A 24,227-nucleotide genomic window follows, 5' to 3' on the forward strand; every position below is an offset into this window, starting at 1 on the left:
TCCTGTCGTCGGAAGTGAATACGCCTGTGCTCGCGTCGAGTGGGCCGCCCGAGTGTTGTCAGCCCTGAACGTTCTCGGCGGCAGTGTTCAGCGCCGAGGCCACGTCGTCGAGGATGTACGGGATCGTCAGCACCGTCAGGCCACCGAACGCGAAGTTCTTGTCGGCACTGAGGGCCTCGGTGGAGGCGGTACGTCCCTGCGAAAGTACGGGCTGCGAGGCCACGGCGGGTTCGGCCAGGAACCCGGCGAGAGATTCCTTGTCGTACGCCACGACGAACAGCACGTCGGACTTCAGCAACGACGCCTGTTCGAGGCTGAGCTCGAAGTACACGGCGTCGGGGTCCTTGGCCGGGTCGGCCTGTTGAATGGTGGGCTCGTTGACGAGACCGAGCTGCTCGAGGAACTCGACTCGTACGTCGTTGTCCTTGCTGACGGCGAAAGTGCCGGGTGCGTTGGGCAGCGCGACGGTGACCGTCTTGCCCTGCAGCGCAGAGTACTTCGTCGCCGCATCGGCAATCGAGCCCTCGACTCCGGAAACCAGGTCGGCGGCCTCCTTCTCCTTGCCCAGCGCCTTGCCCGCGATGGTCAGCTGGTCCTCCCACGACGCGGTCCACTGCTTGTCCGGGTACGCGACGACGGGCGCGATGTCGGAGAGCTTGTCGAACTCCTCCTGGCTCAACCCCGAGTACGGCGCGAAGATCAGATCCGGTGCGGCGGCAGCGAACTGCTCGACCGGAACCGCTCCGGTGCCGTCACCGGAGAGCAGTGTCGGCGCGTCGCCGCCCAGGTCGGCGAGAGCCTTCGCATCCCACGGCAGAACGCCGCGTTCGTCCGCACCGTACTGGGCACCGTCGAAGGTAGGCATCGCAACGGGTACGACTCCGAGGGCGAGAATCGCGTCCTGGTTCGACCATCCCCAGGTCGCGATCCGCTTCGGTGCCTCGGGGATCGTCGCGGATCCGAGTGCCGAGTCGATCGTGACCGGAAATGCGGACTCCTGCGCAGACGTCGTGGAGTCGGCGGCAGGCGTCTCCTCGGTGTCGCTGCTGCATCCGGCGGCGAGGGCGATGGTCAGCCCTCCGGCGAGCGCGATCGACGCGGCGCTCCTCATCCACTTCGTACGAACCTTCATCGTTCCTCGGAACCTCTCGACTCGACCACGCACTGACTGCGTCCACACCCGACCGGGCGAGGCGACTGACAAGGTAGCACTAATGAGGTTACCCTTGCCTCATTAGGCCGTTCTCGGACTCCCTGTCCTCCACGATTCGACACGCGGCCGACAGGGCCTCCCGCCAGAGCCCGGCCAGTTCCTCCACACCGTCGAGCACTCCTGCCGGCCACGTGTACGTCACACCGAGTACCGACGACCCGTCCTGTTCGTGCACGTAGCTGTCGACGACCAACGCATAGCCGCAGGGCGTCTCGGTGCCGGGCGTGGTGTCGAGACTGCTACGCAATCGGCTGGCCCCGAACGGACCGCCTGTCGCGGTGTCGAAACGGCCCAGATAATTGAATTCGATGTCGGCCGTGGGCATGTGCCGCAGCACCGCACCCGCCTCACCGCTGCACCACCGCAGCATGCCGTACGTCGACCCGTCTCCCGGCACCGAATCCCTCGACCGAGCCGCGTCCGTCGCGATCGTACGCAGAACCGATTCTGCGGCAACAGGATCGGACCGGTGCGACATCAGGGCGCGATGGTCGGTCGCGTCAGCGGTCAGGCGGAGCGGGAACACAGCCGTGAGCCATCCGACCACGGAAGAGCCGTCCACCCGATCGGACGCGATTCCCGACCGCCCGTGCCCCTCCACGTCGACGACGAACGACTGCGGACCCGCCGCACCGCTGTCCATCCACTCGACTGTCGCGGCCGCGAACGTTCCCAACAACAGATGTTCGACGGACACCCCGAGCCGCGGGCGGGCTGCGGCGAGAATCCGCGCGCTTTCCTGAGGGGAGAGCGCGAACGTGGTGGTGCGTACGCCTGCACCGGTATCGATCGACGGATCGACCGAACGCACCATCGGAACCCGTCCCGCCCCGTCGCCGACGCGTGTCCAGTACTCCAGATCGGCGAGCACCTCGGCAGAGCCGGCGAGGCGGTGGATCTCGTGCGCCCACTGCCGCATGGAGGGTCCGATCGGGCCGCGATCCGTCGACAACCGCTGCTGCCACGCAGTCGTGATGTCCGGCAGCAGTATTCGCCAGCTGACCCCGTCGACCACGAGGTGATGCAGCGTGATCAGGAGCTCGCCCGAGGAGTCGGTGTCACCGTGGTGGCGCAGCCACACCACATCGACCATCCGGCCGATCCGGGGATCGAGCCGACCACGTGCCGCGCGTGACTGGGCGGCAACACGTTCTGCGAGCAGCGATTCGGTGAGCCCGTCCACATACTCGGTACGGACCCACTCGGCCACGTCGGCAGTACCGTCCGGCAACACGGTGAACACGGCCTCGGAGCCGGGACGACGCTCGAAACTCGAATGCAGGATGGGGTGCCTGGCCACCACGAGATCGAGGAGCTCGATCAGCGAGTTCTCGGTCAGATCGGCGGGAGCCTCCAGCAACACCGCCTGCGAGATCTCGTCGACGGACCCATCGAGGCTGTCCATCCAGCGGAGGATCGGTGTCAACGGGACTTCTCCGTACGGCGACAGTTCCTCGACGCCGGAGGCCATCGGTTGCGCCGACTCCGCTTGCTGAGCAAGTGCTTCCGGCGTGCGCCGAGCGACGATGTGACGGGGCGAGACCGCCATGCCCACCGTCCGCAGCCGCGCCGACAACTCCATGGCCATGATGCTGTCGCCCCCGAGATCGAAGAAGTCGTCGTCCGCGGAGACCTCCGGCACATGCAGCACAGCGGCTACTGCGCGGCATATCTCCCGCTCGACGTCGGTGCGCGGCGCGCGCCCGGAACCGAGGGTCGGGACGGGGTCGGGTAACGCGGCCGCATCGAGCTTTCCGTTCGGCAGCACAGGGAACGCATCGAGCACGGTCACCGACGATGGAACCATGTACGACGGAAGGAGTTCGCCCAGACCCGCGCGCACGGCGCTCACGTCGATCGTCCGTCCCGGCGCAGCAACGACGTACCCAGCGAGGGTCGCCTGCCCGGTAGCGATACCCGACGTATGCACCAGCACCCGCGCGTCTGCGACGGCATCGATCTCTCGCAATCGACTTTCGACTTCCCCCACTTCGACGCGGTGCCCGCGGATCTTGACCTGGTCGTCCGCGCGACCGGCATACCTCAATGTGCCGGATTCGGTCCACGACACGAGATCCCCGGTCCGATAGAGCCGAGTACCGTCCGCGGCGAAGGGATCGGCAACGAAGCGGTGCGCGGTGCGCCCCGGCGCGTTGCGATACCCGCGCACCACGCCCGGCCCGGCCAAATAGAGTTCGCCGAGCGCCCCGGGAGGCGCGAGCCGAAGACAGGCGTCCAACACGTATGCCTTCAGGTTGGTCACCGGCCTACCGATCACGGGCTCGGGCGACAGATCCGTCGATGTGAACACCGCATCGACGGTGGCCTCGGTGGGTCCGTAGAAGTTGTAGGCGACCACAGATTCGTTCGCGCGCAACCTGTTCCACAAGTCGACCGATACCGCCTCGCCGCCGACCCCGACCGACGTGAGTGTGTCGATCGATCCCGACCGCATCATCTGTTCGAGCAACGAGGGTACGACCTCGATGAAATCCACCGACAGCGTTCGCAGTCGCTCGGTGAGTTCTCTCGGGTCGAGAACGACCTCGGGATCGATGAGATGTACTGTGTGCCCGCCGAACATCCACAACTGCGGTTGCCAGGATGCGTCGAAGGCCATCGACCAGGCATGCGCCACGTTCAGAGTGTCCGTGCCCGCGCGCGCCGCCGTCGGCAGATGCACGCTCTCGCGATGGGAGTGATAGAGATTCGCCAGTCCTCGGTGCGGTACCGAGACTCCCTTGGGCACACCGGTCGTACCGGAGGTGTAGATGAAGTACACCGGGTGGTCGGGATGCAATGCGGACCGACGCTCGGAATCGGTGACGGCAATCCCGTCCGTCGACGACGGCGTCAGGGCCTCGACCGCCGACGCCGTCACCGTGATCACCGGCTGCGCATCGTCGAGAATCTGCCGCGCGCGTTCGGTGGGCCAGTTCGGGTCGATCGGGAGGTAGGCGGCCCCGGACTTCATGACCCCGAGGATCGTCGCCATCGTCGTCACGGTTCGTGGGGCCTCGACGGCCACGATATCTTCCGCGCCGACACCGAAACCGAGGAGCCATCGCGCAATTCGATTGGAGACGCGATCGAGCTCGGCGAACGTCAGAGCCGTGGCGGCGTCTGCAACAGCAACGGTGTCCGGTTGCAACGCGACGCGGTCGGCGAACAGGTCCACCATCGTCCCGTCCGGATACCGACGCTGCGAGCCGGCGTACTCGGTGCGGAGAATCCGAGTCGTCGTCTCGTCGACGAGAGACAGTGCGGCGATCGGTGGGTCGCCTTCGTCGGCGAACGCACCCAACACCGAGGTCAGTGCGGACGCCACTGCGCGGGCGCGAGCCACGGGCACCGAGTCGCTGCGGTATTCGACCACCAGCCGCATCCGTTCGCCCGGATGGACCGTCAACACCAGCGGGTAGTGCGTCACTGTGTGGAATCCGGCGACCGACACCGAGAAGTTCTCGGCATCGACACCCGAAGTGTCTGCAGCAGCGAAGTTCTCGAACACCACGAGTGTGTCGAACAGCGTTCCCCGTCCGACGGCCTTCTGAATGTCTGCCAGGCCCACGTGATGATGCGGAGCCACGGCGATCGAGAAGCCCCGCAGACCAGCGAGCACGGTCGACAGACGTGCATCGGGTCCGACGTCGACACGGACGGGAACGGTGTTGATGAACAGTCCGACCATGTCTGCGACGCGATCGAGGTCGGTGGGACGCCCCGACACCGTCGAGCCGAACACGACCGACGGGGAATCCGTGAATGCCGAGAGCACCACGGCCCATGCTGCATCGACCAGTTCGCTCAGCGTCGACGATCGACGACGCGCCGACTCGATGAGCCGGGCGGTGTCCTGCGCACTCCACTCGAGGTCGATCTCGTGCGCCTCGGAACGTACCGACGACGATGCCGATGCCGACGCTGCCACCATCGTCGGTGCCACGTCCGCGCCGAGCGCGCGACGCCACGCGTCGACGGACGAGTCGTCGCGGCCCGCGAGCCACCGCAGGTAGTCGTCGAACCGCGCAGGTTCCGGCAGTGCCAGGCCTCGGTAGAGCTTGAACAGCTCGGTACCCACAGTGCCCATGGACCACCCGTCCACGAGAAGATGGTGGACGGTCAGCACCACCCGGTGACGATCGTTCCCGCAGTCCAGCAGCAGAATTCGGACGAGCGAGTCCTGCTCTATGTCGAACGCACGCCTGTCCTGGTCGATCAGGTCACGGGCGGTAGGCGATGTCGGATCGTCGACGACATGACGGCGGAGTACGACTCGACCCGTATCGCGGATCGCGACGGTCGTCCCGGTGCTCAACGTCAGAAAGCGCGAGCGCAGCGCTGGATGACGGTCGAGGAGCGCATCGAGTACGCCCTCGAGACGTCGCGGATCCAGCAGCCCATGCACCTCGAATTCGGTGGCGATGACGTAGATTTCCTCCACTCCATCGCCCGAGGCTACGGACTGGAATGCCAAGCCCCGCTGCAGCGGAGTGGCCGGGCGAGCTGCCTCTGGATCGATTCCACGAGAGCGCAATTCGGCTACATCGGCATCGGTCAGCAGCGCTACCGAACTGTCGGGCCGGTCGACGATCGCAACGGCCCGGGCGCTTCGGCCCCGCTCCACCAGCCCTGCGACCGTTCGACACTCGAAGACGTCTGCGGTGGTGATCGGAAGTCCGGCGGTGCGCGCGTGATGGACGAGGGTGATGGCGGTGATGCTGTCGCCGCCGAGCGAGAAGAAGTCGTCGTCGACGCCGATGGACTGGGCGCTCTCCGCACGGGTGGTGTCTGCGAACAGCGCCGCGAGCGCTCGCTCGTCCTCGGATGCAGCCGGTCGCGATCGGCTGGGACCACCGTCGGGTATTCCGCTCTCCTGCAGAACTTTTCGATCGGCCTTGCCGTTGGGGGTTCTGGGAATACTGTCGACGGCCACCCAGAATGCGGGCACCAGATAGTCGGGAACCCGGCGACGAAGCGCCTCCCGCACCGACGCGGTGTCGACCGAGTCGGGAGTCACGTAGGCCACCAGCACACCGACGCCGTCACCGTCGGACACAGCGACCACGGCGCACTCGTCGACCGAAGGGTCACTGGCCGTACAACTTTCGACCTCACCCAGTTCGACGCGATGGCCTCTGATCTTGACCTGACGATCGTCTCGACCCAGAAATACCAGGACGCCGTCGACGAGACGGGCACGGTCCCCGGTGCGGTACATTCGCGCGCCATCGCCGCCGGGATCTGCGACGAAGCGAGTCGCGGTCTCGGCCGGTTTCCCGGAGTATCCGCGGGCGAGCTGCACGCCCGACACGTACAGGTCGCCAGGAACGGCGTTCCGAACCGGGCGTAGCCGAGAGTCGAGCAGCCGCAGTGTGGTGTTGTCCACCGAGGTTCCGATGACCGCAGGGTCGCCGTCGACCCGATGGGCGGCGACGTCGCCTGCGACTTCGGAGGATCCGTAGGAATTGTCGATCGTGGCGTCCGGCGTCACCGCTCGGATCACGTCGATCATGTGGTCGGTCAACGGTTCTCCGCTGAGTATCCAACCGGTCACCGAAGCGCAGTCCGACGGTGCCGTAGCGGCCAACGCGGCAGCCAGAGAACCGATGGCGGTGACCTGTTCGGCACCGGACCGTCCGATGAGCGAGGCCACGGCACCCGAATCGCCGTACTGGTGATCCTGTGCGAGTACCACACGTTGGCCCGCGAGAATGCCGGTGAGCAACTCCGTCGCGCCGTCGATGAACGCCATCGAACTCTTGGCAACTCGGCTGCCCGGTCTGCCCCACCGCGTCACCGCCCACTGCAGCCGGTTGGCCAACGCGTTCCTGGTGCCGACCACACCCTTGGGCGTTCCGGTCGAACCCGACGTGTACACGAGATAGGCCGCGCACTCACCCGGGACGCTGCGACCGAACGGCGGCGTCCAGTCCTGTTGTCGTACAACGGTATCGACACGGACCGCAGTCTCCATATCCGTCAGTGCCGCGGGGGTCGCATCATCGATCAACAGCAGGTCGTGCCCGGAATCGGACAGGATCAGTTCGATCCGCTCACGTGGGTAGCGAATGTCGACGGGTACGAACGCTGCGCCGACGTCGATGGTCGCCAACAGCGCCGCCACCATGTCGAGACCTCTGCCCACCGCAACAGCGACGCGGCTTTCGACACCGATGTGGTGCACACGCAGCAGTGCGGACACCTGTCCGACCCGCGTGGACAACTGCCCGAACGTGATGAGCTCGCCGCCGATCAGCAGTGCCACGTCGTCGCGGGACTGCTCGAAGCGTGCTGCCAGAGCGGTCTCGATCGGCACCACGGTTCGGGCCGGTCCGACGCTGCGCCCCTGTCCATGTGGGGCGGCCACCAGTCGAGTGACGTCGATGTGCGACACTGTCGTCATCCGATCGAGCATCTCGACGAACGTCTCGGCGTACATGGCGGCCTGCTGCCGGCCGACAGCGGCCTCGTCGTGCAGTACGAATGCCCACAGAGCAGGATCGGGGCCCACGATCAACGCCATCGGGAAGCTCATGTGCGCTCCCAACACGGTGATCTCGTCGACGGTCCCGCTCGTCTCGGGTGTCGGTGCGGGATAGTTCTGGTACACGACTATGGTGTCGAACAGCTCTCCGCCGCCGACTGTTCCGGCGATGTCGGACAGCCCGAGGAACCGATACTCGTCCAGGTCGAGGTGGTCTGCCTGCACGCGTGCGAGCATCTCGGTCGCCGTTGCAGCCGAGTTCCACCGCAGGCGGACAGGCACGGTGTTGAGCAGCAAACCCACCATCGCCTCGGCACCATCGAGATCGAACGGCCTCAGCGACGTCGCCATCCCGAAGGCCACATCGTCGGAACCGGTTCTCGCCGACAGCATCGCCGCCCAGGCTGTCTGCACGACGACGTTCGTGGTCACGCCGGTACGACGCGCGTATTCGGACACCCGCTGGGCCAACGCATCGTCGATATCGACGTCCAGGCGCGAGCGCGTGCCCGCGCTGGACCCATTCGTTCGGTCCCCGGCAACGAGGGTCGCGGACTCGAACCCGTCGAGGTAGTCGGCCCACCGCTGACGCGCAGTGACGTTGTCCTGCAACGCTGTCCACGCGAGATAATCGCCGAAGTCGGGTGCAGGCGGCAACCGCGCCCCCTCGCCCGATTCGTAGAGAGCGATCAGCTCCCTGACGAAGATGGCCTCGGACCACCCGTCCATCAGCGCGTGATGGTAGGTGATCAGAACTCGCGGGGCGCGCGCAGAAGTGGAGTAGGAGAAGCGAATCAGCGGCTGCTCGAAGAACGCGAACCCGGCCGAGCGGTCTCGTCGGAGATGATCATCCCACTCGTCGTCGACGGCCGTCACGACCGGCGTCGACGCGCGCGGTACCACCCAGACCAGATCACCGTTACGGCGTTGCCGCAGCAGCGCTCTGATGTTCGGGTAGCGATCCAACAGCAGTTCGAGGGCACGATCGAGCCGGCCGCGATCCACCGCGGCGGACAGGTCGAGCACCGTCTGTGACAGGTACGGATCCTGCGCTCGCTCGGCGAGCGTCGATTGCAGGTACATCCCGACCTGCAGCGCGGTGAGTGGGAGTACGGCGGCGATCTTGGACTGCGACGTGGCCGCGGTATCGGTCGTCATGTCTGCTCACATACTGCTTTCGAATTCGTCGAGCTCGTCCTGGGACAGTTCCACCGTGGCAGCGGCGTGGACAGCGGGGCGTGCGTCGGCGTCCGGTGTGAGCTCCGCCCCGAACATGCGCACCGTCCGCTTGCGCATCACCTCACGCGGTGCCAGCGGAATCGAGGCCTTTCGCGCCCGCGATGCCACGGCCAGGCAGGTGATGCTGTCGCCGCCGAGCGCGAAGAAGTCGTCGTCGATCCCCACGCGTCCGACACCCAGAACCGCCGCGACGATCTCGCACAACATCGTTTCCACCGGCGTTCGGGCCGGTACGAACGTGCCTCCGCCCACGGCGTCGACGGTCGGAAGAGCCCGCACATCGAGCTTGCCGTTGATCGTCATCGGAATGCGTTCCAGGGCAGCGAACAACGTCGGCACCATGTACTCGGGCAACGTCGCTGCCAGCCGGTCTCGAATGGAACCGAACAGCACGGACGTGTCGGTCGTACCGCCGTCGCGAGGAACGATGTATGCGGCCAGGGCGCGAGTACCACTCCCGATCTGCACCGTACGCACCACCGCGCCCACCACACCCTCGCATGCGGCCACGGCGCGTTCGACCTCTGCGGTCTCCACTCGATAGCCGCGAATCTTCACCTGGTCGTCCGCGCGACCGAGGTAGTCGAACAGACCGTCGGCTCGAATGCGAACCAGATCACCGGTGCGGTACATCCGTGCGCCCGGAGTCAAGGGGTCGGCCACGAATCTCGTTGCCGTGTCGCCGAATCGGTTCACATAGCCCCGCGCAAGACCGACACCGGAGAGGTACAACTCCCCCACCGAACCGATCGGGACCGGCCGTAGCCACTGGTCCAGGACGGACGCACGTGTGCCCAGGATCGGCGAACCGATGGACGGCCCGACGCTGTCCCTTGTTCCGGTACCGAGCGCGTTGATCGTGTACTCGGTAGGCCCGTACAGGTTGTAGCCGATGCCGTCGAGCCGACTCCACAGTGCATCCGGTACCGCCTCACCACCCAGCAAGACCAGGGGAATTCGATGTCCGTCGCGTTCGTCCAACAGTCCGAGATCGAGCAGATGTCCGGCATACGTGGGCGTCACGTTGACCACGTCGATTCTGTTCTGCTCGCAGTAGTGAGCCAATGCCTCACCGTCGCGGCGTAATTCCTCGTCGCAGATGTGTACCTCGTGACCTTCGACGAGCCACAGCAACTCCTCCCACGACATGTCGAAGGAGAACGACACCGTGTGTGCGATCCGCAGGGTGCGGTCTCCTGCCACGGCGACGGTGGGAGCGAAGATCTCGTTCCGGTGATTGATCTGCATGTTCGTCAGACCGCGATACGGAGTGACGACGCCCTTCGGTGTTCCGGTCGAGCCGGAGGTGTAGATGACGTAGGCGGGGTGCTCGAGTCGGCCGACGGTGCCGGACGCGAAACCGACCGACGCGGTGGCCGCCTCGACTTCCGACGCGTCGATGTCGTACGCCAACTCTGTTGCGACCTCAGGGGAGTCGACGACCATCCGTGTGGCGGTGGTGGCCAATCCCCGGCTCTCCGTGTCCACCGTCGACACCAGAACGGCCGGTTGCGCGTCGGCCAACATGACGTCGAGACGCTCTGTCGGATGGTCGAGCTCGAGGGGCAGGTACGCGGCACCGGTACGCAGCACCGCAAACAGGGCCACCACCATCTCCACCGATCTCGGCAGAGCGAGGGCCACGATGCGTTCGGGAGCGGCACCCCGGCGAAGCAGCGCCAGTGCGCAGGCGTTCACCCGCCGGTCTAGGTCGCCGAAGGTCAGCCGCCGGTCTCCGAACACCAACGCGATGCCGTCGGGAACGGCCGCGGCGCGTGCGGCGAGCAATTCGGCGATCGTGTTGTCCTGCAGTCGCTCCGATCGGCCGTCGAACTCGTTCTCGACGACACTCGGCATGTCGCCCGGGGCAGACGGCCAGCGCGAGATCGGCAGATCGGGCTGCGCTGCAACGGTATAGAGTGCCGATGCGAACGAGTCGAGCAGCGATCGGGCACGCTCGTCGTCCACAGAATCGGGTAGATACGTCACCGACAGGTTCAGTTCATCGCCGGGATCCACTGCGATGGACACCGGGAACTCGGACCCATCGACGGTCGAGATGTGTCGCACGCGGCGCTCGTTCCCCGCCGACGTCGATTCTTGTCGTCCCGCAGGCCCGGCAGCGTTACGCAGGACGAGCAGGGTGTCGAACAGAGCCCCCGCACCGATGGCCTGCTGAATTCCACCGAGACCGAGGGTGTCGTGCGGCATCAGGTCGAGACGCTGATCCTGCACGCGCGCAGCCACATCGGTGACCGAATCGAATCCACCTGCCGTCACCCGGATCGGCACCGTGCTGATGAACGCGCCGATCGCGGTGTCGGAACCGGCCACATCCATGGGCCGACCGGCGACGGCGGTACCGAACACCACATCGGACCGCCCCACCACACGCATCAACACACTCGCCCAGGCCGCTGCGAGAACCGTGAACAGAGTCGAACCGGATCGACGTGCGTGCAGATCCAGCGCGTCGGACACCGCTGCCGTCACTCTGCGTTCGATCCTGCGGGGTGAACCGTCCCCGCGGGTGGCCTCCGCGGCCACCGAGGTCGGGCTGTCGATATCGCCGAAGTACCGCTGCCACGCCTGCTCGGACTCGGCACGGTCGCGAGAAGCCAGCCAACGCAGATACTCACGGTAGCCGTGGTCCGGCGGAACGGGCGTGCCGTTCTCGTCGTGCTGCTCCAGGACTCGAGCCACGAGCAGTGCCGAGGATCCGCCGTCGAAGCACCCGAACCAGTAGGTGGTCAACAGTCGGTCGACCCCTCCGGGAAGGTGCACCAGGGTGACCCGAAACAGTGGCGGCGCAGCGATGTCGAACGAGAGCGCCCGGTCGTCCGCGAGAATCCGGCTCCATCGATCGTCCACCTCGCTCGCCGGGCACGCACGGAGATCCACCACCGTCAACGGTGCCTGCACCGCAGAGAGTACGACCTGGGCCGGCGCGGTGTCGTCCGGCGTCACGAAGGCCGTCCGCATCGCCGCGGTGGTATCGACGACCGATTGCAGAGCTCGCCTGATCCTGTCGTCGTCGAGGACGCGGTCGACCTCGACGACGGTGCGGACGGTGTACAGCTCGGTGGCATCGGCGTCGACACCTACCTGGAAGACGAGCCCGAGCTGCAGTGGTGACAGTGGCCAGACGTCGTCGATGGATCCGAATTGCTCCCTCAACGAATCGAATTCGGCGGATTCGACGTCTGCGAGTGGGCCGCGGCTCGCCTCGGGTGCGGCCTCGTCGCCTCGGGCACGCCGCAACCGCTCCTGCACCAACCTACGTCTGACGTCGTCGAGATCCATGGGTTCCTTCATCGAGTCGGCTGCTGTTGCGTGCACTGTGTGACGAGCAAGGACTTGTCCACTTTGCCGATGGCGGTGACGGGCAGCGATGTTCGTGTCACCACGCGATCGGGCAGTTTGAATCCGGCGCAGCCGGCCGCCGTCAGGAAGGCCCGCACGTCGGCGACGGTCGGACCACTTCCGTTCGGCACCACGACTGCGCAGACACTTTCGCCCACAGCGGCATCGGGCACCCCGATCACCGCGACCCGCGCTACTGCAGGATGGGTGAGCAGCAGGTCTTCGAGCTCGTCGGCCGCGACGTTCTCGCCGTTTCGGGTGATCACGTCCTTGATGCGACCGGTGACGACGAGATGGCCGGACTCGAGCTCGCGCACCTGATCCCCACTGCGATAGAACCCATCAGGGGTGATGGCAGTCGTATTATGTTCTGCCGCAGAATAATAGCCATTGATGGTGTAGGGGCCCCGCGTCAGCAATTCACCGACTTCCCCGGGCGATACATCGTTTCCGTCCGCATCGACGACGCGCACCTCGTCCAGATGGGACAACGGCCTGCCTTGCGTTCCGATCACCACTTCCGGGCTGTCCTCGGCTCGGGTGTAGTTCAGTAGTCCTTCGGCCATGCCGAACACCTGCTGCAGCCGGCATCCGAGCGCGGGCTCGACCAGCTTGGCGACCTCCGGTGCCAGCTTCGCTCCCCCGACCTGCAACAACCGCAAGCTGGACAGGTTGGCATCCTCCCATTCCGTTGCCTCGCACCACAGATGAGTCAACGTCGGAACCAGCGCCGTGATCGTCACGCGATATCTCTCGATCAGCGCGAACGCGTGGTCCGGGCTGGCACTGCCGGAGAACACCACCGTTGCCCCTACCCCGAGGGCACCGAGCAGCCCGGGGCATGCGAGCGGAAAGTTGTGTGCGGCAGGGAGAACGGCGAGATACACGTCCTCGGGACCGAGAGCGCAGACCTCCGCACTGGCCCTGGCGTTGTATTCGTAATCGTTGTGCGTACGGGCAATCAGCTTGGGCAATCCCGTCGTGCCACCGGAGACCAGCAGTAAGGCAGGATCGGTCGGCCGGGCGCGCGGAAACTGTCGGGGCACCCCGGCCACCGCGGACAGAGAGGTATGGGACCCGCCGCCGTTCGATTCGGGTCCGGAACTGTCGACGAAGACGTGCCGAACACTCGTCACCGACGCGAGGACCTCATCGGCGAGTTCGCAATAGTCGAAGTCGCCGTCCCGATCGGAGATCACGTACGCCACCGCCGATGCGGTGGCGGCGAGATGGGTGATCTCGCGTCGGCGATGTGCAGGCAGCGTCAGCACCGGAACTGCTCCGCATTCGAGCAAGGCGAACAGCACGACCGCAAAGTTCACGGAGTTCGGCAATTGCACGACCACCCGGTCGCCCGGTTCGATGCCGCGATCGGCGAATCCGGCTGCGACGCTCCGCACTCGTCGAAGCAGCTCGTCGTACCTCAGCTCCGTGCGATCGTCGACGACGGCACTCGAAGGGCCGAACTGCGTCGCCCACGTTGCGAACACCTCCGGAAGGGTTTCACCTCGCCACAACCCGGCGTCGAGGTACCTGCGGGCACGCTCGTCGTCGAACGGCACGAAACCGTCGACGTCGGTTTCCGGCTCGGCAAGTTCGGTCATGTTCTGCACCATGGATTCTCGTCCTCCGGGAATGCGAAGCGGGTCAGGAATGGTGTTCGAGCGCGGCCGACAGTTCGTCCTCCGACATCGCTTCGACCGACAGGAAGATCTCGGCGGTGGCCTCGAGGAATTCTGCGTCACCTTCTGCGCCGATCATCCGGTCCGCGAGCCCGGCCACGGTGGGTGCCGCGAACATCATGCGCACGGTGACCGACGTGATGTCGAAGGACTCGCGAATGCGGGCGACGATGGTCGTCGCCAGGACGGAATCGCCGCCGAGCGCGAAGAGCGTGTCCGTCACACCGATGCCGTCGACCCCGAGTACCTTCTGCCAGATCAGGGCGAGGGCGCTTTCGAGGTGAGTTCTGGGCGCAATCCGGGCATCGACCCGTTCGCTTTCTCCCGCGGCGCGACACAGCCGGACGACGGCAGCGGAGTCGATCTTGCCGTTGACGGTCAGCGGCAGCGCGGAGACCGTCACGATCTGCTCCGGCACCATGTGCGCTGGGAGACGCTCGGCGGCCCTGGCCCTCACGGACCCAACCGTCTCACGGGCATCCGCGTCTCGATCGGTCGGCACCACGGCGGCCAGCAGGATCGGAGCTGCGGTGCGGTCGACAACGGCTGCGGCAGTGGCCACGTCGTGATCCGCGGTGAGTGCCGCTTCGATCTCTCCGAGTTCGATCCGGAATCCGTTGATCTTGATCTGGTTGTCCACACGGCCCACGAATTCGACCATGGAGCCGGTCTCGGCCGTCGAGCCGGGGCAGTACCGAACCAGGTCTCCGGTGCGGTACCAGCGGTAGCCGTCGGCCTCGACGAAGCGCTCGTTCGTACGCTCGGGATCGCCCAGATAGCCGTCGGCGAGACCGACGCCCGCGACCCACAACTCACCGGGCACCCAGTCCGGCACCTGGTTCCCACGCGCATCGACCACCCGAAGCGCCATCGACGCGAGCGGCACCCCGAACGGGACCGTGCGCCAGTTCGGATCGACGTCCACGACCTCACAGATGCTGTTGTGGATCGCGGTTTCCGTAGCGCCACCGAGTCCGGCGAACCGACATCCGGGAACCGCCGCCGTCAGCCGCCGGTAAAGGTCGATACCCACCTTGTCGCCGCCGAGCATGACGACCTCGAGCGAACCGCCCACATCGTCACCGGTGGACAGGATCATGTCCAGCAGCGGGGGCACGCAGCTGATCACCGTGACGCGGTGCGCACGAATCAGAGCGGCCCAGCGCTGCGGATCCTTGCGCTCGTGTTCCTGGATTAGCACGGCCGTACCGCCGGCCGCGAACACCGAGAACAGGTCGAACGTGCACAGGTCGAAGTCCAACTCGGACAGGCACAATGGACGGTAGCCCTCGTTCAGGTCGAAACGTTCGACCAGATCCATGATCGTGTTCATCGCGGCGCGATGCGAGACCACAACACCTTTCGGTTCACCCGTGGAGCCGGAGGTGAAGATCATGTACGCGGGCGCGGTGTCGGGGCCGAGGTGCGGGGCGGGCCGAGGCTCACTCAGGATCGCGTGGGACACCGCGAGACCGTCGTCGCCCGATCCGCCGATCGTCACCGTGAACCCCGCTTTTCGGGCGATCAGCGCAGCACGGCTCGACGGTTGGTCGACGCCGATCGGTACGTACACCCCGCCCGCGGCGAGCACACCGAGAACTGCGACCACTTGATCGGGACCCTTCGGCAGCGTCACCCCCACCGTGTCGCCCACTGTCATATCTCGGTCCCTCAGTGCCCCAGCAACTCTCAGTGCCCGGTCACACAGATCGCCGTACGTCATCGACTCGTTCTCGCCCCACTCGAGCGCCACCGCGTCGGGATGCTGCGACGCGCGATCGAAGAAGGCGCGGTGCAGAGTCTCGTTCCCGGCCGACTGCGACGCGTCCGTTCGGGGTACATCGGCTGACGGAGTTCGCGACATCAGCTGACGCGGTGGAACCAGCTGACCCACAGGCTCCGCCCACACGGAGTCACCGTCGACCACGAGTGCGCGAACCAGCGTCTCGAACGCGTCGAACATCGCGTCGGGAACTCCTGGGAGGAACTCGTTCTCGCGTATGTCCCAGTTGACCAACACGCCACCGTCGAGTTCGGTGATCTGCGCGTCGAGAACCACCTGCGGCCCCTGCGACATGATCCACACCGGATCACCGAAGACCTGCCGCGCGCGAGCGTCGAACAACTCGCCCAAACCGAGCGCGCTCGTGAAGACGACGGGAGCCAGCACCGGCTCTCCTCGACGGCGGCCGAGGTCGCGCAGCACCTCGACCCCGGAATAGTCGGCGTGCGAGGCGTCTTCGTGCAGACGGGACCGGATCCGACGGGAACGTTCGACGAACGAGAGCGGCTCGTTCAGATCGACTTCCAGCATGACCGACGACGAGAAGTCACCGATGAGATTCTCGACGTCGGGATGCGTCGGAGCGCGATCGAACATGGGCACGTTGAGCAGAAACCGTTGTTCGCGGGACCAGGCACCGATCACCTCGGCGAACGCCGTGGCCACTGCCACCGCCGGGGTGACTCCGTGGGCTCTGGCGTGCGTCTGGAGATCGCCGTATGCCGCGGAGTCGAGATGAAATGCCCGACGCAATGCTACCGGGGCACCCGAATCATGTTCCAGCAACGGAAGAGTCGGCGCTCCGGGCAGTGAGTCGAGGCGCTCGGACCAGTAGCGTTCGGCCTGAGCACGGGCGCTGCGTCGGTCGAGCGGGCGATCGGCGAGGTACCGCGAATAGCTGTACGCGATTGCCCGGAGGGGATCGCCGTCGTAGGCCCGCGCCAGGTCTGCAACCAGAATACGAAAACTCACTGCATCGCCGGCGATCATGTCGATGTCCAGGTGCAGACGCGTGCGACCGTTCGGCAGGAGCGACAGATCGGCCGAGAACATCTCGCCCGCTTCGATATCGAGCATCTGGTGGGTCAGACGGAGCCGCGTTTCTTCGAGGCGGTCGGTCGGGTCGGACTCGGATCGTAGGTCGTGGACCGTCAACCCGCGCCACCCCGAGGTCGGTTCGATGCGCTGCTGTCCGTTGTCCGAAATCCGGGCCCGCAACATCTCGTGCCGTTGTGCGACGGCATCGAGCGCCGCACGTAGTCGATCGGGATCCACTGCCTCGCCGTCGAATTCGGTGTAGAGATGCGGTGCGACCCCGCCGAACCGCTGCTCGGCACTGCGCCCGATCCAGTAGGCGTGCTGCAACAGTGCGAGATCGAACTCCGACGTGTCCGGTTCGACCAGCGTCGATTGCCGCTCGGAGTTTCGGGAACTCGATTCGGCCGAACCACCGATCAGTTCGGACCAGGCAGAAATGTTCGGCTGCGCAGCGAGCTCGGCAAACGTCACCGTCGACCCCTGCTTGCGGAATCTCCCGACCAACCGCATCAGAACGATCGATTCGAGACCCAGCTCGAACAGATCCGCGTCCATCGCCACAGCCCCGGGTTCCGCACCGATCAGTTCTGCAACCACCGCCCGCAGTTCGTCCCGTCCGATTCCCCGCTGATCCATCCGGTGAGTCCCCTTCGATCGACTGTGTTGCGTATGCGCGCGACCAGGCGATATCCAGAGCCCGTCCATAAGGAAAGGCTACCCTCGCTTAGCCGACCCTGAGGAGGCTAGCATCTGTGGGCCACCGCGAGGAGGGTGCCCTCGGCCCCTACCTCGACACCAGGAAGTACGGCGCTCCACTCGACATCGGCCATCTCGGCCTCGACGAAAGCAGACACGTGACACCGACTTCGAGCAGATTCGGCTCCGCACCCCGCGCCCTCACCGGAGGCATAGCGGTTCTCGTGCTTCTCGCTGCTGCCGCGTGCAGCAGTGGCACCACCGGCAGCGACGACGCCGGCACCCAGACCGTCGACCTGAACGCGAACCCCGCCGCGTGCAGTGCGAACGACCGCGTCGATTCGGTCGACCGAGCGTCCGGACCGTTCACGTACACCGACGGCCGCGGACGGACCGTTTCCCTCGATGCACAACCGACCAGAATCATCGCCGACGAGGAATCCGCCGCTGCGCTGATGTCGTACGGAATCAAGCCGATCGCCATCTGGTCGACGACGCCGATGGGGACCAGCCCGATTCTGAGTTGCTCCGATCTGACGGGCATCGAATCGGTCGGCGAGACCTGGGGCACCTTCGATTTCGAGAAAGCCGCCAGCCTGGACCCGGATCTCGTCATCGGTGAGTTCAACCCGAGATTCGGCCAGTTCGGCAAGTTGACCACGACGGCCGATTCGTCCAAGGCCGACACGATCGATCGGATCGCTCCCACCCTGGGGGTCACCTTGGACACGACGTCGACCGCGAAGACCATCGAGAACTACGCCGGGTTGGCGTCGTCGCTCGGCGTCGACCTCGACACCCCACAACTGGCAGACATCAAGTCCGACTACGACGCTGCTGTCACCAACTTCAAGAAGGTTGCGTCCGAACGTCAGGACCTCACCGGAGTGGGAGTCTGGCCCCTCGACGTCGCCTACGTACTCGATCCGTCGGCGGATCCCGACTTCAGCGACTACGAAAGCTGGGGCCTGAAGATGTACACCCCCGACGGCACCGACGACGGTTACTGGAAGAAGGTGTCCTGGGAGAATGTGTCGAGCGTCGATGCCGATGTCGCGTTCGTCTACCACGACGTTGCCAACGCATCCGACGTGAAGCTTGCCGACATCCCGAGCCGTTACCCCGGCTTCGACACCATCTCCGCCGTCGAGAAGCAACAGATGGTGCTGTGGGACTACGGCGCCAACAAGAGCTACAGCCGCTACACCAACACCATCGACGTCTACGCCGATGCACTGTCCAAGGCGCAGAAGGTCACTGCCGAGTAAGCGCGGCCGCGATCTCCGCCGCCAGTCGGTCGAGTTCGGATCGATGCGGCGACGACGGCCGAGCCCGCAGACCGAATCCGTCGCCGATCATGCGCGGGATGACGTGCAGATGCACGTGGAAGATTTCCTGACCTGCCACCGTGCCGTCGGCGAGGAACAGGTTCACCCCGGCGACGCGCGGATTGCTCGCTCGCACAGCGGCAGCCACCTTCTGCCCGACGACGAACAGATGCGCACCGATCTCGGGCGGCAACTCGGCCAGCGTCCGATACTGCTGCTTGGGCACCACGAGCACGTGCCCGGTGGTGAGAGGCCTGATGTCCATGAACGCGATCGCGGTGTCGTCCTCGTGGACGCGCGACGCCTCGGCGGTCCCGGCAATGATCTCGGAGAAAATCGTGTAGGGGTTCACGGCATCGAGCCTAGGCGTGAGCGCAGACCGCACGAACGACACCGCGACTGCTGAAACTGCACGACTGACTCGACCCGACTACTGTTTGCCGATGAGCATCGGCGGGGTTCTCTTCGACATCGACGGCGTACTCGTCACGTCGTGGCAGGCGGTACCCGGGGCAGCCGCGACGCTGAAGTACCTGGACAACAACGACATTGCACGCGCGTTCCTGACCAACACGACCTCGAAGACGCGCGAGCAGATAGCGGCGGCATTGCGCGACGTCGGACTCGACGTCCATTCCGACGAGATCGTCACCGCCGCGTCGCTCACCGCGGATCATCTACGCGAGAACTACCCGGATGCTCGGGTGGTCATGATCAACAACGGCGAGATCGCGGCCGATATGCCGGGCATCGAATTCGTCGAGGAGTCTTCCGGGGATCCGGATGTCGTGGTCGTCGGCGGTGCCGGCCCGGAGTTCACGCACGAGCGTCTCAGTCGCGTCTACGACTGGCTGTGTCGCGGCATTCCCGTCGTCGCGATGCATCGATCGTTGATGTGGAGTACCGGTGGCGGGTTGCGCATCGACACCGGCATGTACCTCGCCGGGATGGAGCAAGCGTCCGGACACGCCGCGAAAGCCATCGGCAAGCCCGCTCCCCTGGGCTTCCGCACGGCGTCCGAGCGGATGGGCGTCGATCCGGACGACGTCGTCATGGTCGGCGACGACCTCGACAACGACGTCCTCGCCGCCCAGGTCGTCGGCATGACCGGTGTTCTGGTGCGCACCGGAAAGTTCCGTCAGGACGTGCTCGATCGACGCATCACCGACGAATTCGCGATGGAACCCGATCACGTGATCGACTCCGTCGCAGACCTGCCGGACGTCCTGATGTGAGTGGAAACTCGTAGCCCACTACGAGTTTCCACTCACAACAGAGAACTCAGAGAATCGGCGACGGGATGTAGGCCGCACCGGCCGGGAACTTCGCGATCAGCCGCTCCACGGCCGAGACGACCGCACTGACCTGTGCGTCCGCTGCACCGACGAAGGCCGTCTTGTCGGCCAGCGCCGCATCGAGTGCAGCGCGGTCGAGCGGCAGTCGGCCGTCGGCAGCCAGCCGATCCAGCATGTCGGGCTCGAGTCCCTGCTCGCGCATGGCCAACGCGACGGCGACTGCGTGTTCCTTGATCGCCTCGTGCGCGGTCTCGCGGCCGACGCCTGCGCGCACAGCCGCCATCAGCACCTTCGTCGTCGCGAGGAACGGCAGGTAGCGGTCCAGTTCCTTGGCGATGACGGCGGGGTACGCACCGAACTCGTCGAGCACGGTCAGGAAGGTCTCGATGAGACCGTCGATGGCGAAGAACGCGTCGGGCAGCGCGACGCGACGCACGACGGAACAGAAGACGTCGCCCTCGTTCCACTGCGCTCCGGCGAGCTCGGCGGCCATCGATCCGTAGCCGCGAAGCACCACCTGCAAGCCGTTGACGCGTTCGCACGAGCGGGTGTTCATCTTGTGCGGCATCGCCGAAGAACCGACCTGGCCGGGCTGGAAGCCCTCGGTGACCAGCTCGTGGCCCGCCATCAGGCGGACAGTGTGCGCGAACGACGACGGCCCGGCACCCACCTGGACCAACGCGGACACGACCTCGTGATCGAGCGAGCGGGGATACACCTGGCCGACGCTGGTGAGCGTGTGCCGGAAGCCGAGATGATCGGCGACGATGCGTTCGAGTGCGACGAGCTTCGCGGAGTCTCCGCCGAACAGGTCGAGCATGTCCTGCGAGGTGCCCATCGGGCCCTTGATGCCGCGCAGTGGGTAACGCGCGATCAGTTCCTGCAGCCGGGACAGCGCGAGCAGCAGCTCGTCGGCGGCCGACGCGAAGCGTTTGCCCAGCGTGGTGGCCTGAGCGGCGACGTTGTGGCTACGGCCGGCCATGACGAGGGAGGAGTATTCGGCGGCGCGTTCGGCCAACCGCTTCGCCACGGCGACACCGTGCGTGTGGACGTGTTCGAGCGAACGCAGAATCTGCAGCTGCTCGACGTTCTCGGTCAGGTCGCGGCTGGTGAGTCCCTTGTGGATGTGCTCGTGACCGGCGAGGGCGTTGAACTCCTCGATGCGGGCCTTCACGTCGTGCCTGGTGACGCGTTCCCGCTCGGCGATCGACGCCAGGTCGACCTGGTCGGCGACAGCTTCGTAATCGGCGATGGCCGCGTTGGGCACGTCGACTCCGAGCGAGGACTGTGCGCGCAGCACGGCAATCCACAATTGCCGTTCGAGCGTGATCTTGTATTCCGGAGACCACAGCTCCACCAGTTCGGGGCTTGCGTAACGGGTGGCCAGGACATTCGGGATGCTCACGAGCATCCAGCTTACGTGGCCCAGTTGTCGGTCTCGGATGAGGTCGGACTCGAATTCGGCCGTCGGACCGAGCATCGCCGCAGCGTGGAATAACCGCACCGCATTCCGATGTTGCAGCCGCCGTGAGCCGAACAGTGAAGGTCGACATCTGGTCCGACATCGCGTGCCCGTGGTGCTTCGTCGGTAAGCGCCGTTTCGAGGCAGGTGCTGCGGAGTTCATCGCCGATGGCGGGACGCTCGAGGTGGAGTTCCACTCGTTCGAGCTGGCACCCGACACACCGGTCGACTTCGACGGGACCGAAGTCGACTTCCTTGTCTCCCACAAAGGCATGCCGGCCGCCCAGGTCACGCAGATGTTGGGGCAGATGACCGAGCTGGCCGCAGGCGAGGGGCTCGCGTACGACTTCGACGCCTTGCAGCACACCAACACCGTCAAGGCGCACGAACTCCTGCACTTCGCCAAGTCGAAGGGCAAGCAGGTCGAGATGAAGGAACGGCTGCTGGCGGCCTACTTCGAGGAGGGCCGCCACGTCGGACGCGTCGACGACCTCGCCGACCTGGCCGCGGAGATCGGCCTCGATCGTGACGAGGTGGTCGAGGCGCTGAAGTCCGAGGAATACCTGCCCGCCGTGCGCGCGGACAAGGAGCAGGCCATCGCCTACGGAATCAGTGGTGTGCCGTTCTTCGTGATCGACGGTCGCCTCGGTGTGTCGGGCGCACAGGAACCGTCGGTGTTCGCCGAAGTCCTGCAGAAGGCCGCGGCCGGCGCATGAGCGGCCCGTTGGAGATGGTCGGCGACTTGGAGATGGTCGGCGACGACCGCGGCCCCGTCTGCGAGGACGGTGTGTGCGAGGTGCCGCCGATCCGAGACGCAGACTCGGGCGAGAACGACTTCGGGTTGAACACGCCGGCCTGAGGGGGCCTGAGTCAATCGGCCGACACCTGTTCCGCCGGTGCCACGATGTCGATGACCGCCAACAGCATGCTCCGCGCCATTTCGCGCGGATCGGGATCCACCTCGCTGAGCGCGCCCACCACTGCACCGTCGACCACTGCCACGAGTCGTCGTAGCTGCTCTTCCTGCACGGTTCGCCCCGATCGCCGCAGCACATCGGTCAGCAGGTCGTCGATCTGGGCACGCAGCCTCAGCTGCACCTCACGAAGTTCCGGATGCCGAGCCGACGCGATGAACCGCTCGTATCTGGCGACCAGTTGCTCGTGACCGCCCTGCGGCCCGATCAGCAGGTCGACGATGAGATCGACCGTCGACTCCATCTTCTTTGAGCACTTGCCCTCGTCGTCGATACGTCCGCGCATGACGTCGATCTCGCGGGTCCCGACGACGTCGACCGCCGCGGCCACCAAGTCGCCGAGCGACTCGAAATAGTAGGTGGTCGACGCCAACGGCAGTCCGGCGCGAGCGGCCACCGACCGGTGCCGAACCGCGTCGAATCCACCCTCGACCAGCAGGTCTGCAGCCGCCGACGCCAGAGCGTGGCGGCGGCGCACTCCCTTCGGAGTCGCACCCGACACCTTGTGCTGCGACTCGGTCGGACCTGCGGACATTCCAGTCATCGTGCCAGCTCGCAGCCGTTCGTCGGACTGCTTTCGCGCTATGGAATTGTCAGTGTTCGTGGCTCATCGACCTATCGACCTTCGCTCCGACACCATCACCCGACCAGATTCGATCATGCGACAAGCAATGGCCGACGCCGAAGTGGGTGACGACGTCCTCGACCACGATCCGACGATGGCGGCGCTCGAGGAAAGAGTGGCGGATCTGCTCGGCTTCGAGGCGGCGCTGTGGGTGCCGTCCGGTTCGATGGGCAACATCATCGCGCTAATGCTCCATCTGCAGCGCGGCGATCGATTCCTGGCCCCGGAGCACGCGCACGTCCTGGGCTCCGAGCTCGGCACCGCAGCCTGGTTGGCGGGCGGAATGCCCGAGGCACTTCCCCACGACGGTGGCCCCGGACGCCCCCTTGCGTCGACGGTGCGTGCGGCAGCCGGCGGCGTCGGGCCGTACTTCGCCCTGCGGACCACATTGCTCTCGCTCGAGAACACACACAATTTCGCCGGCGGTGCCGTGTTGAGACCGGACGAGTGGGCGGAACTCGTTGCGGCCGGACGTGACTCGGGATTGAGAATTCACCTCGACGGGGCTCGGCTGTGGAATGCCGCTGTGGCACTCGATGTTCCGATCGCGTCGTTGACCACCGGCGCAGACACGGTGCAGGTATGCCTGAGCAAGGGGCTCGGCGCACCCGTCGGCTCGATGCTCGTCTCCGATGCGGCGCGAATCCATGAGGCCCGGCGTGTGCGAAAGATGTTGGGCGGCGGCGTGCGTCAGGGTGGCGTGCTCGCTGCGGCGGGGCTCGTCGCCCTGGATCGAATCGGCGATCTCGCCAAGGATCACGCAAATGCCTCGACGCTGGCACGCGGCCTTCGTGAACGGGGCTGGGAGGTCGCAGAACCCCAGACGAACATCGTGCTCGCCGCCGTCGCCGATCCTGTACGGACAGTGACCGAGCTGGCCGATCTGGGCATCGCTGCCGTCACCGTCGCGGGCAAGGTGCGCTTCGTCACCCACCGTGACGTCGATGCAGCCGATATCTCCGAGGTGCTGGAGCGGCTGCGCCCCATGTGAGCGCAGCGCTTTCCTGTCGTTCCGCAGGCTCCACTCCTGCCTCGTAGCCTG

General features: G+C 65.9%; 13 protein-coding genes. 5 read left to right on the forward strand and 8 right to left on the reverse strand.

Annotated elements, in window-relative coordinates; all coding sequences use genetic code 11:
* Positions 1-58 precede the first annotated feature (58 nt).
* From J1M81_RS07650 to J1M81_RS07670, 5 genes are all read right to left on the reverse strand, one after another.
* Positions 59-1,132 carry an ABC transporter substrate-binding protein gene (locus J1M81_RS07650; RefSeq protein WP_032400082.1) on the reverse strand — a complete coding sequence of 358 codons (1,074 nt, stop codon included), beginning with the start codon at positions 1,130-1,132 and terminating at the stop codon, positions 59-61.
* An 88-nt stretch (positions 1,133-1,220) separates the two neighbouring features.
* Positions 1,221-8,858, reverse strand: a complete 7,638-nt coding sequence (locus J1M81_RS07655; protein ID WP_206497846.1) for a non-ribosomal peptide synthetase — start codon at positions 8,856-8,858, stop codon at positions 1,221-1,223.
* 6 nt (positions 8,859-8,864) lie between these two features.
* Positions 8,865-12,254: a non-ribosomal peptide synthetase gene (locus J1M81_RS07660; protein ID WP_155289547.1), complete on the reverse strand. Its 3,390-nt coding sequence runs from the start codon at positions 12,252-12,254 to the stop codon at positions 8,865-8,867.
* Positions 12,251-13,906 (reverse strand): (2,3-dihydroxybenzoyl)adenylate synthase, encoded by a 1,656-nt coding sequence (locus J1M81_RS07665; RefSeq protein ID WP_032374039.1) that lies wholly within the window; start codon positions 13,904-13,906, stop codon positions 12,251-12,253. The genes J1M81_RS07660 and J1M81_RS07665 overlap by 4 nt, the downstream gene beginning before the upstream one ends.
* Positions 13,907-13,949: 43 nt before the next feature.
* Entirely contained in the window at positions 13,950-17,441 is a 3,492-nt protein-coding gene (locus J1M81_RS07670; protein WP_206497847.1) for a non-ribosomal peptide synthetase, read from the reverse strand.
* A 116-nt stretch (positions 17,442-17,557) separates the two neighbouring features.
* On the opposite strand from J1M81_RS07670, the gene J1M81_RS26790 reads away from it, so the two are divergent.
* On the forward strand, positions 17,558-18,769 hold the full coding sequence (locus tag J1M81_RS26790; protein WP_206497848.1) for an ABC transporter substrate-binding protein: 1,212 nt from the start codon (positions 17,558-17,560) through the stop codon (positions 18,767-18,769).
* Here J1M81_RS26790 and J1M81_RS07680 read toward each other — a convergent pair.
* Positions 18,756-19,181: an HIT family protein gene (locus J1M81_RS07680; RefSeq protein ID WP_027495809.1), complete on the reverse strand. Its 426-nt coding sequence runs from the start codon at positions 19,179-19,181 to the stop codon at positions 18,756-18,758. The two genes, J1M81_RS26790 and J1M81_RS07680, sit on opposite strands and share 14 nt — an antisense overlap.
* A gap of 91 nt (positions 19,182-19,272) precedes the next feature.
* Here J1M81_RS07680 and J1M81_RS07685 point away from each other — a divergent pair, with 91 nt between their 5' ends.
* Complete coding sequence (locus J1M81_RS07685) at positions 19,273-20,064, forward strand: HAD-IIA family hydrolase (protein ID WP_135042887.1); 792 nt, start codon at positions 19,273-19,275, stop codon at positions 20,062-20,064.
* Positions 20,065-20,110: 46 nt separating this feature from the next.
* Here the strand turns inward: J1M81_RS07685 and purB are convergent, their stop codons facing one another.
* The gene (gene purB / locus J1M81_RS07690) at positions 20,111-21,535 is read right to left on the reverse strand and encodes an adenylosuccinate lyase (protein ID WP_032374311.1); all 1,425 of its coding nucleotides are present in this window, start codon (positions 21,533-21,535) and stop codon (positions 20,111-20,113) included.
* A gap of 116 nt (positions 21,536-21,651) precedes the next feature.
* Between purB and J1M81_RS07695 the strand changes: the two genes are divergently transcribed.
* Together J1M81_RS07695 and J1M81_RS07700 are read left to right on the forward strand one after the other, a co-directional pair.
* Positions 21,652-22,302, forward strand: a complete 651-nt coding sequence (locus J1M81_RS07695) for a DsbA family protein (RefSeq protein ID WP_032374230.1) — start codon at positions 21,652-21,654, stop codon at positions 22,300-22,302.
* Positions 22,299-22,445, forward strand: coding sequence for a hypothetical protein (locus tag J1M81_RS07700; protein WP_155289570.1), 147 nt, complete (start codon positions 22,299-22,301; stop codon positions 22,443-22,445). The genes J1M81_RS07695 and J1M81_RS07700 overlap by 4 nt, the downstream gene beginning before the upstream one ends.
* 11 nt (positions 22,446-22,456) lie before the next feature.
* Here J1M81_RS07700 and J1M81_RS07705 read toward each other — a convergent pair whose 3' ends face one another.
* Positions 22,457-23,104 carry a TetR/AcrR family transcriptional regulator gene (locus J1M81_RS07705; RefSeq protein WP_032374229.1) on the reverse strand — a complete coding sequence of 216 codons (648 nt, stop codon included), beginning with the start codon at positions 23,102-23,104 and terminating at the stop codon, positions 22,457-22,459.
* Between the two features lie 40 nt (positions 23,105-23,144).
* Here J1M81_RS07705 and J1M81_RS07710 point away from each other — a divergent pair, with 40 nt between their 5' ends.
* Entirely contained in the window at positions 23,145-24,176 is a 1,032-nt protein-coding gene (locus J1M81_RS07710; protein ID WP_206497849.1) for a low specificity L-threonine aldolase, read from the forward strand.
* Positions 24,177-24,227: the final 51 nt, after the last annotated feature.

Source organism: Rhodococcus sp. KRD175 (genome assembly GCF_017168275.1).
GTDB lineage: Bacteria > Actinomycetota > Actinomycetes > Mycobacteriales > Mycobacteriaceae > Rhodococcoides > Rhodococcoides fascians.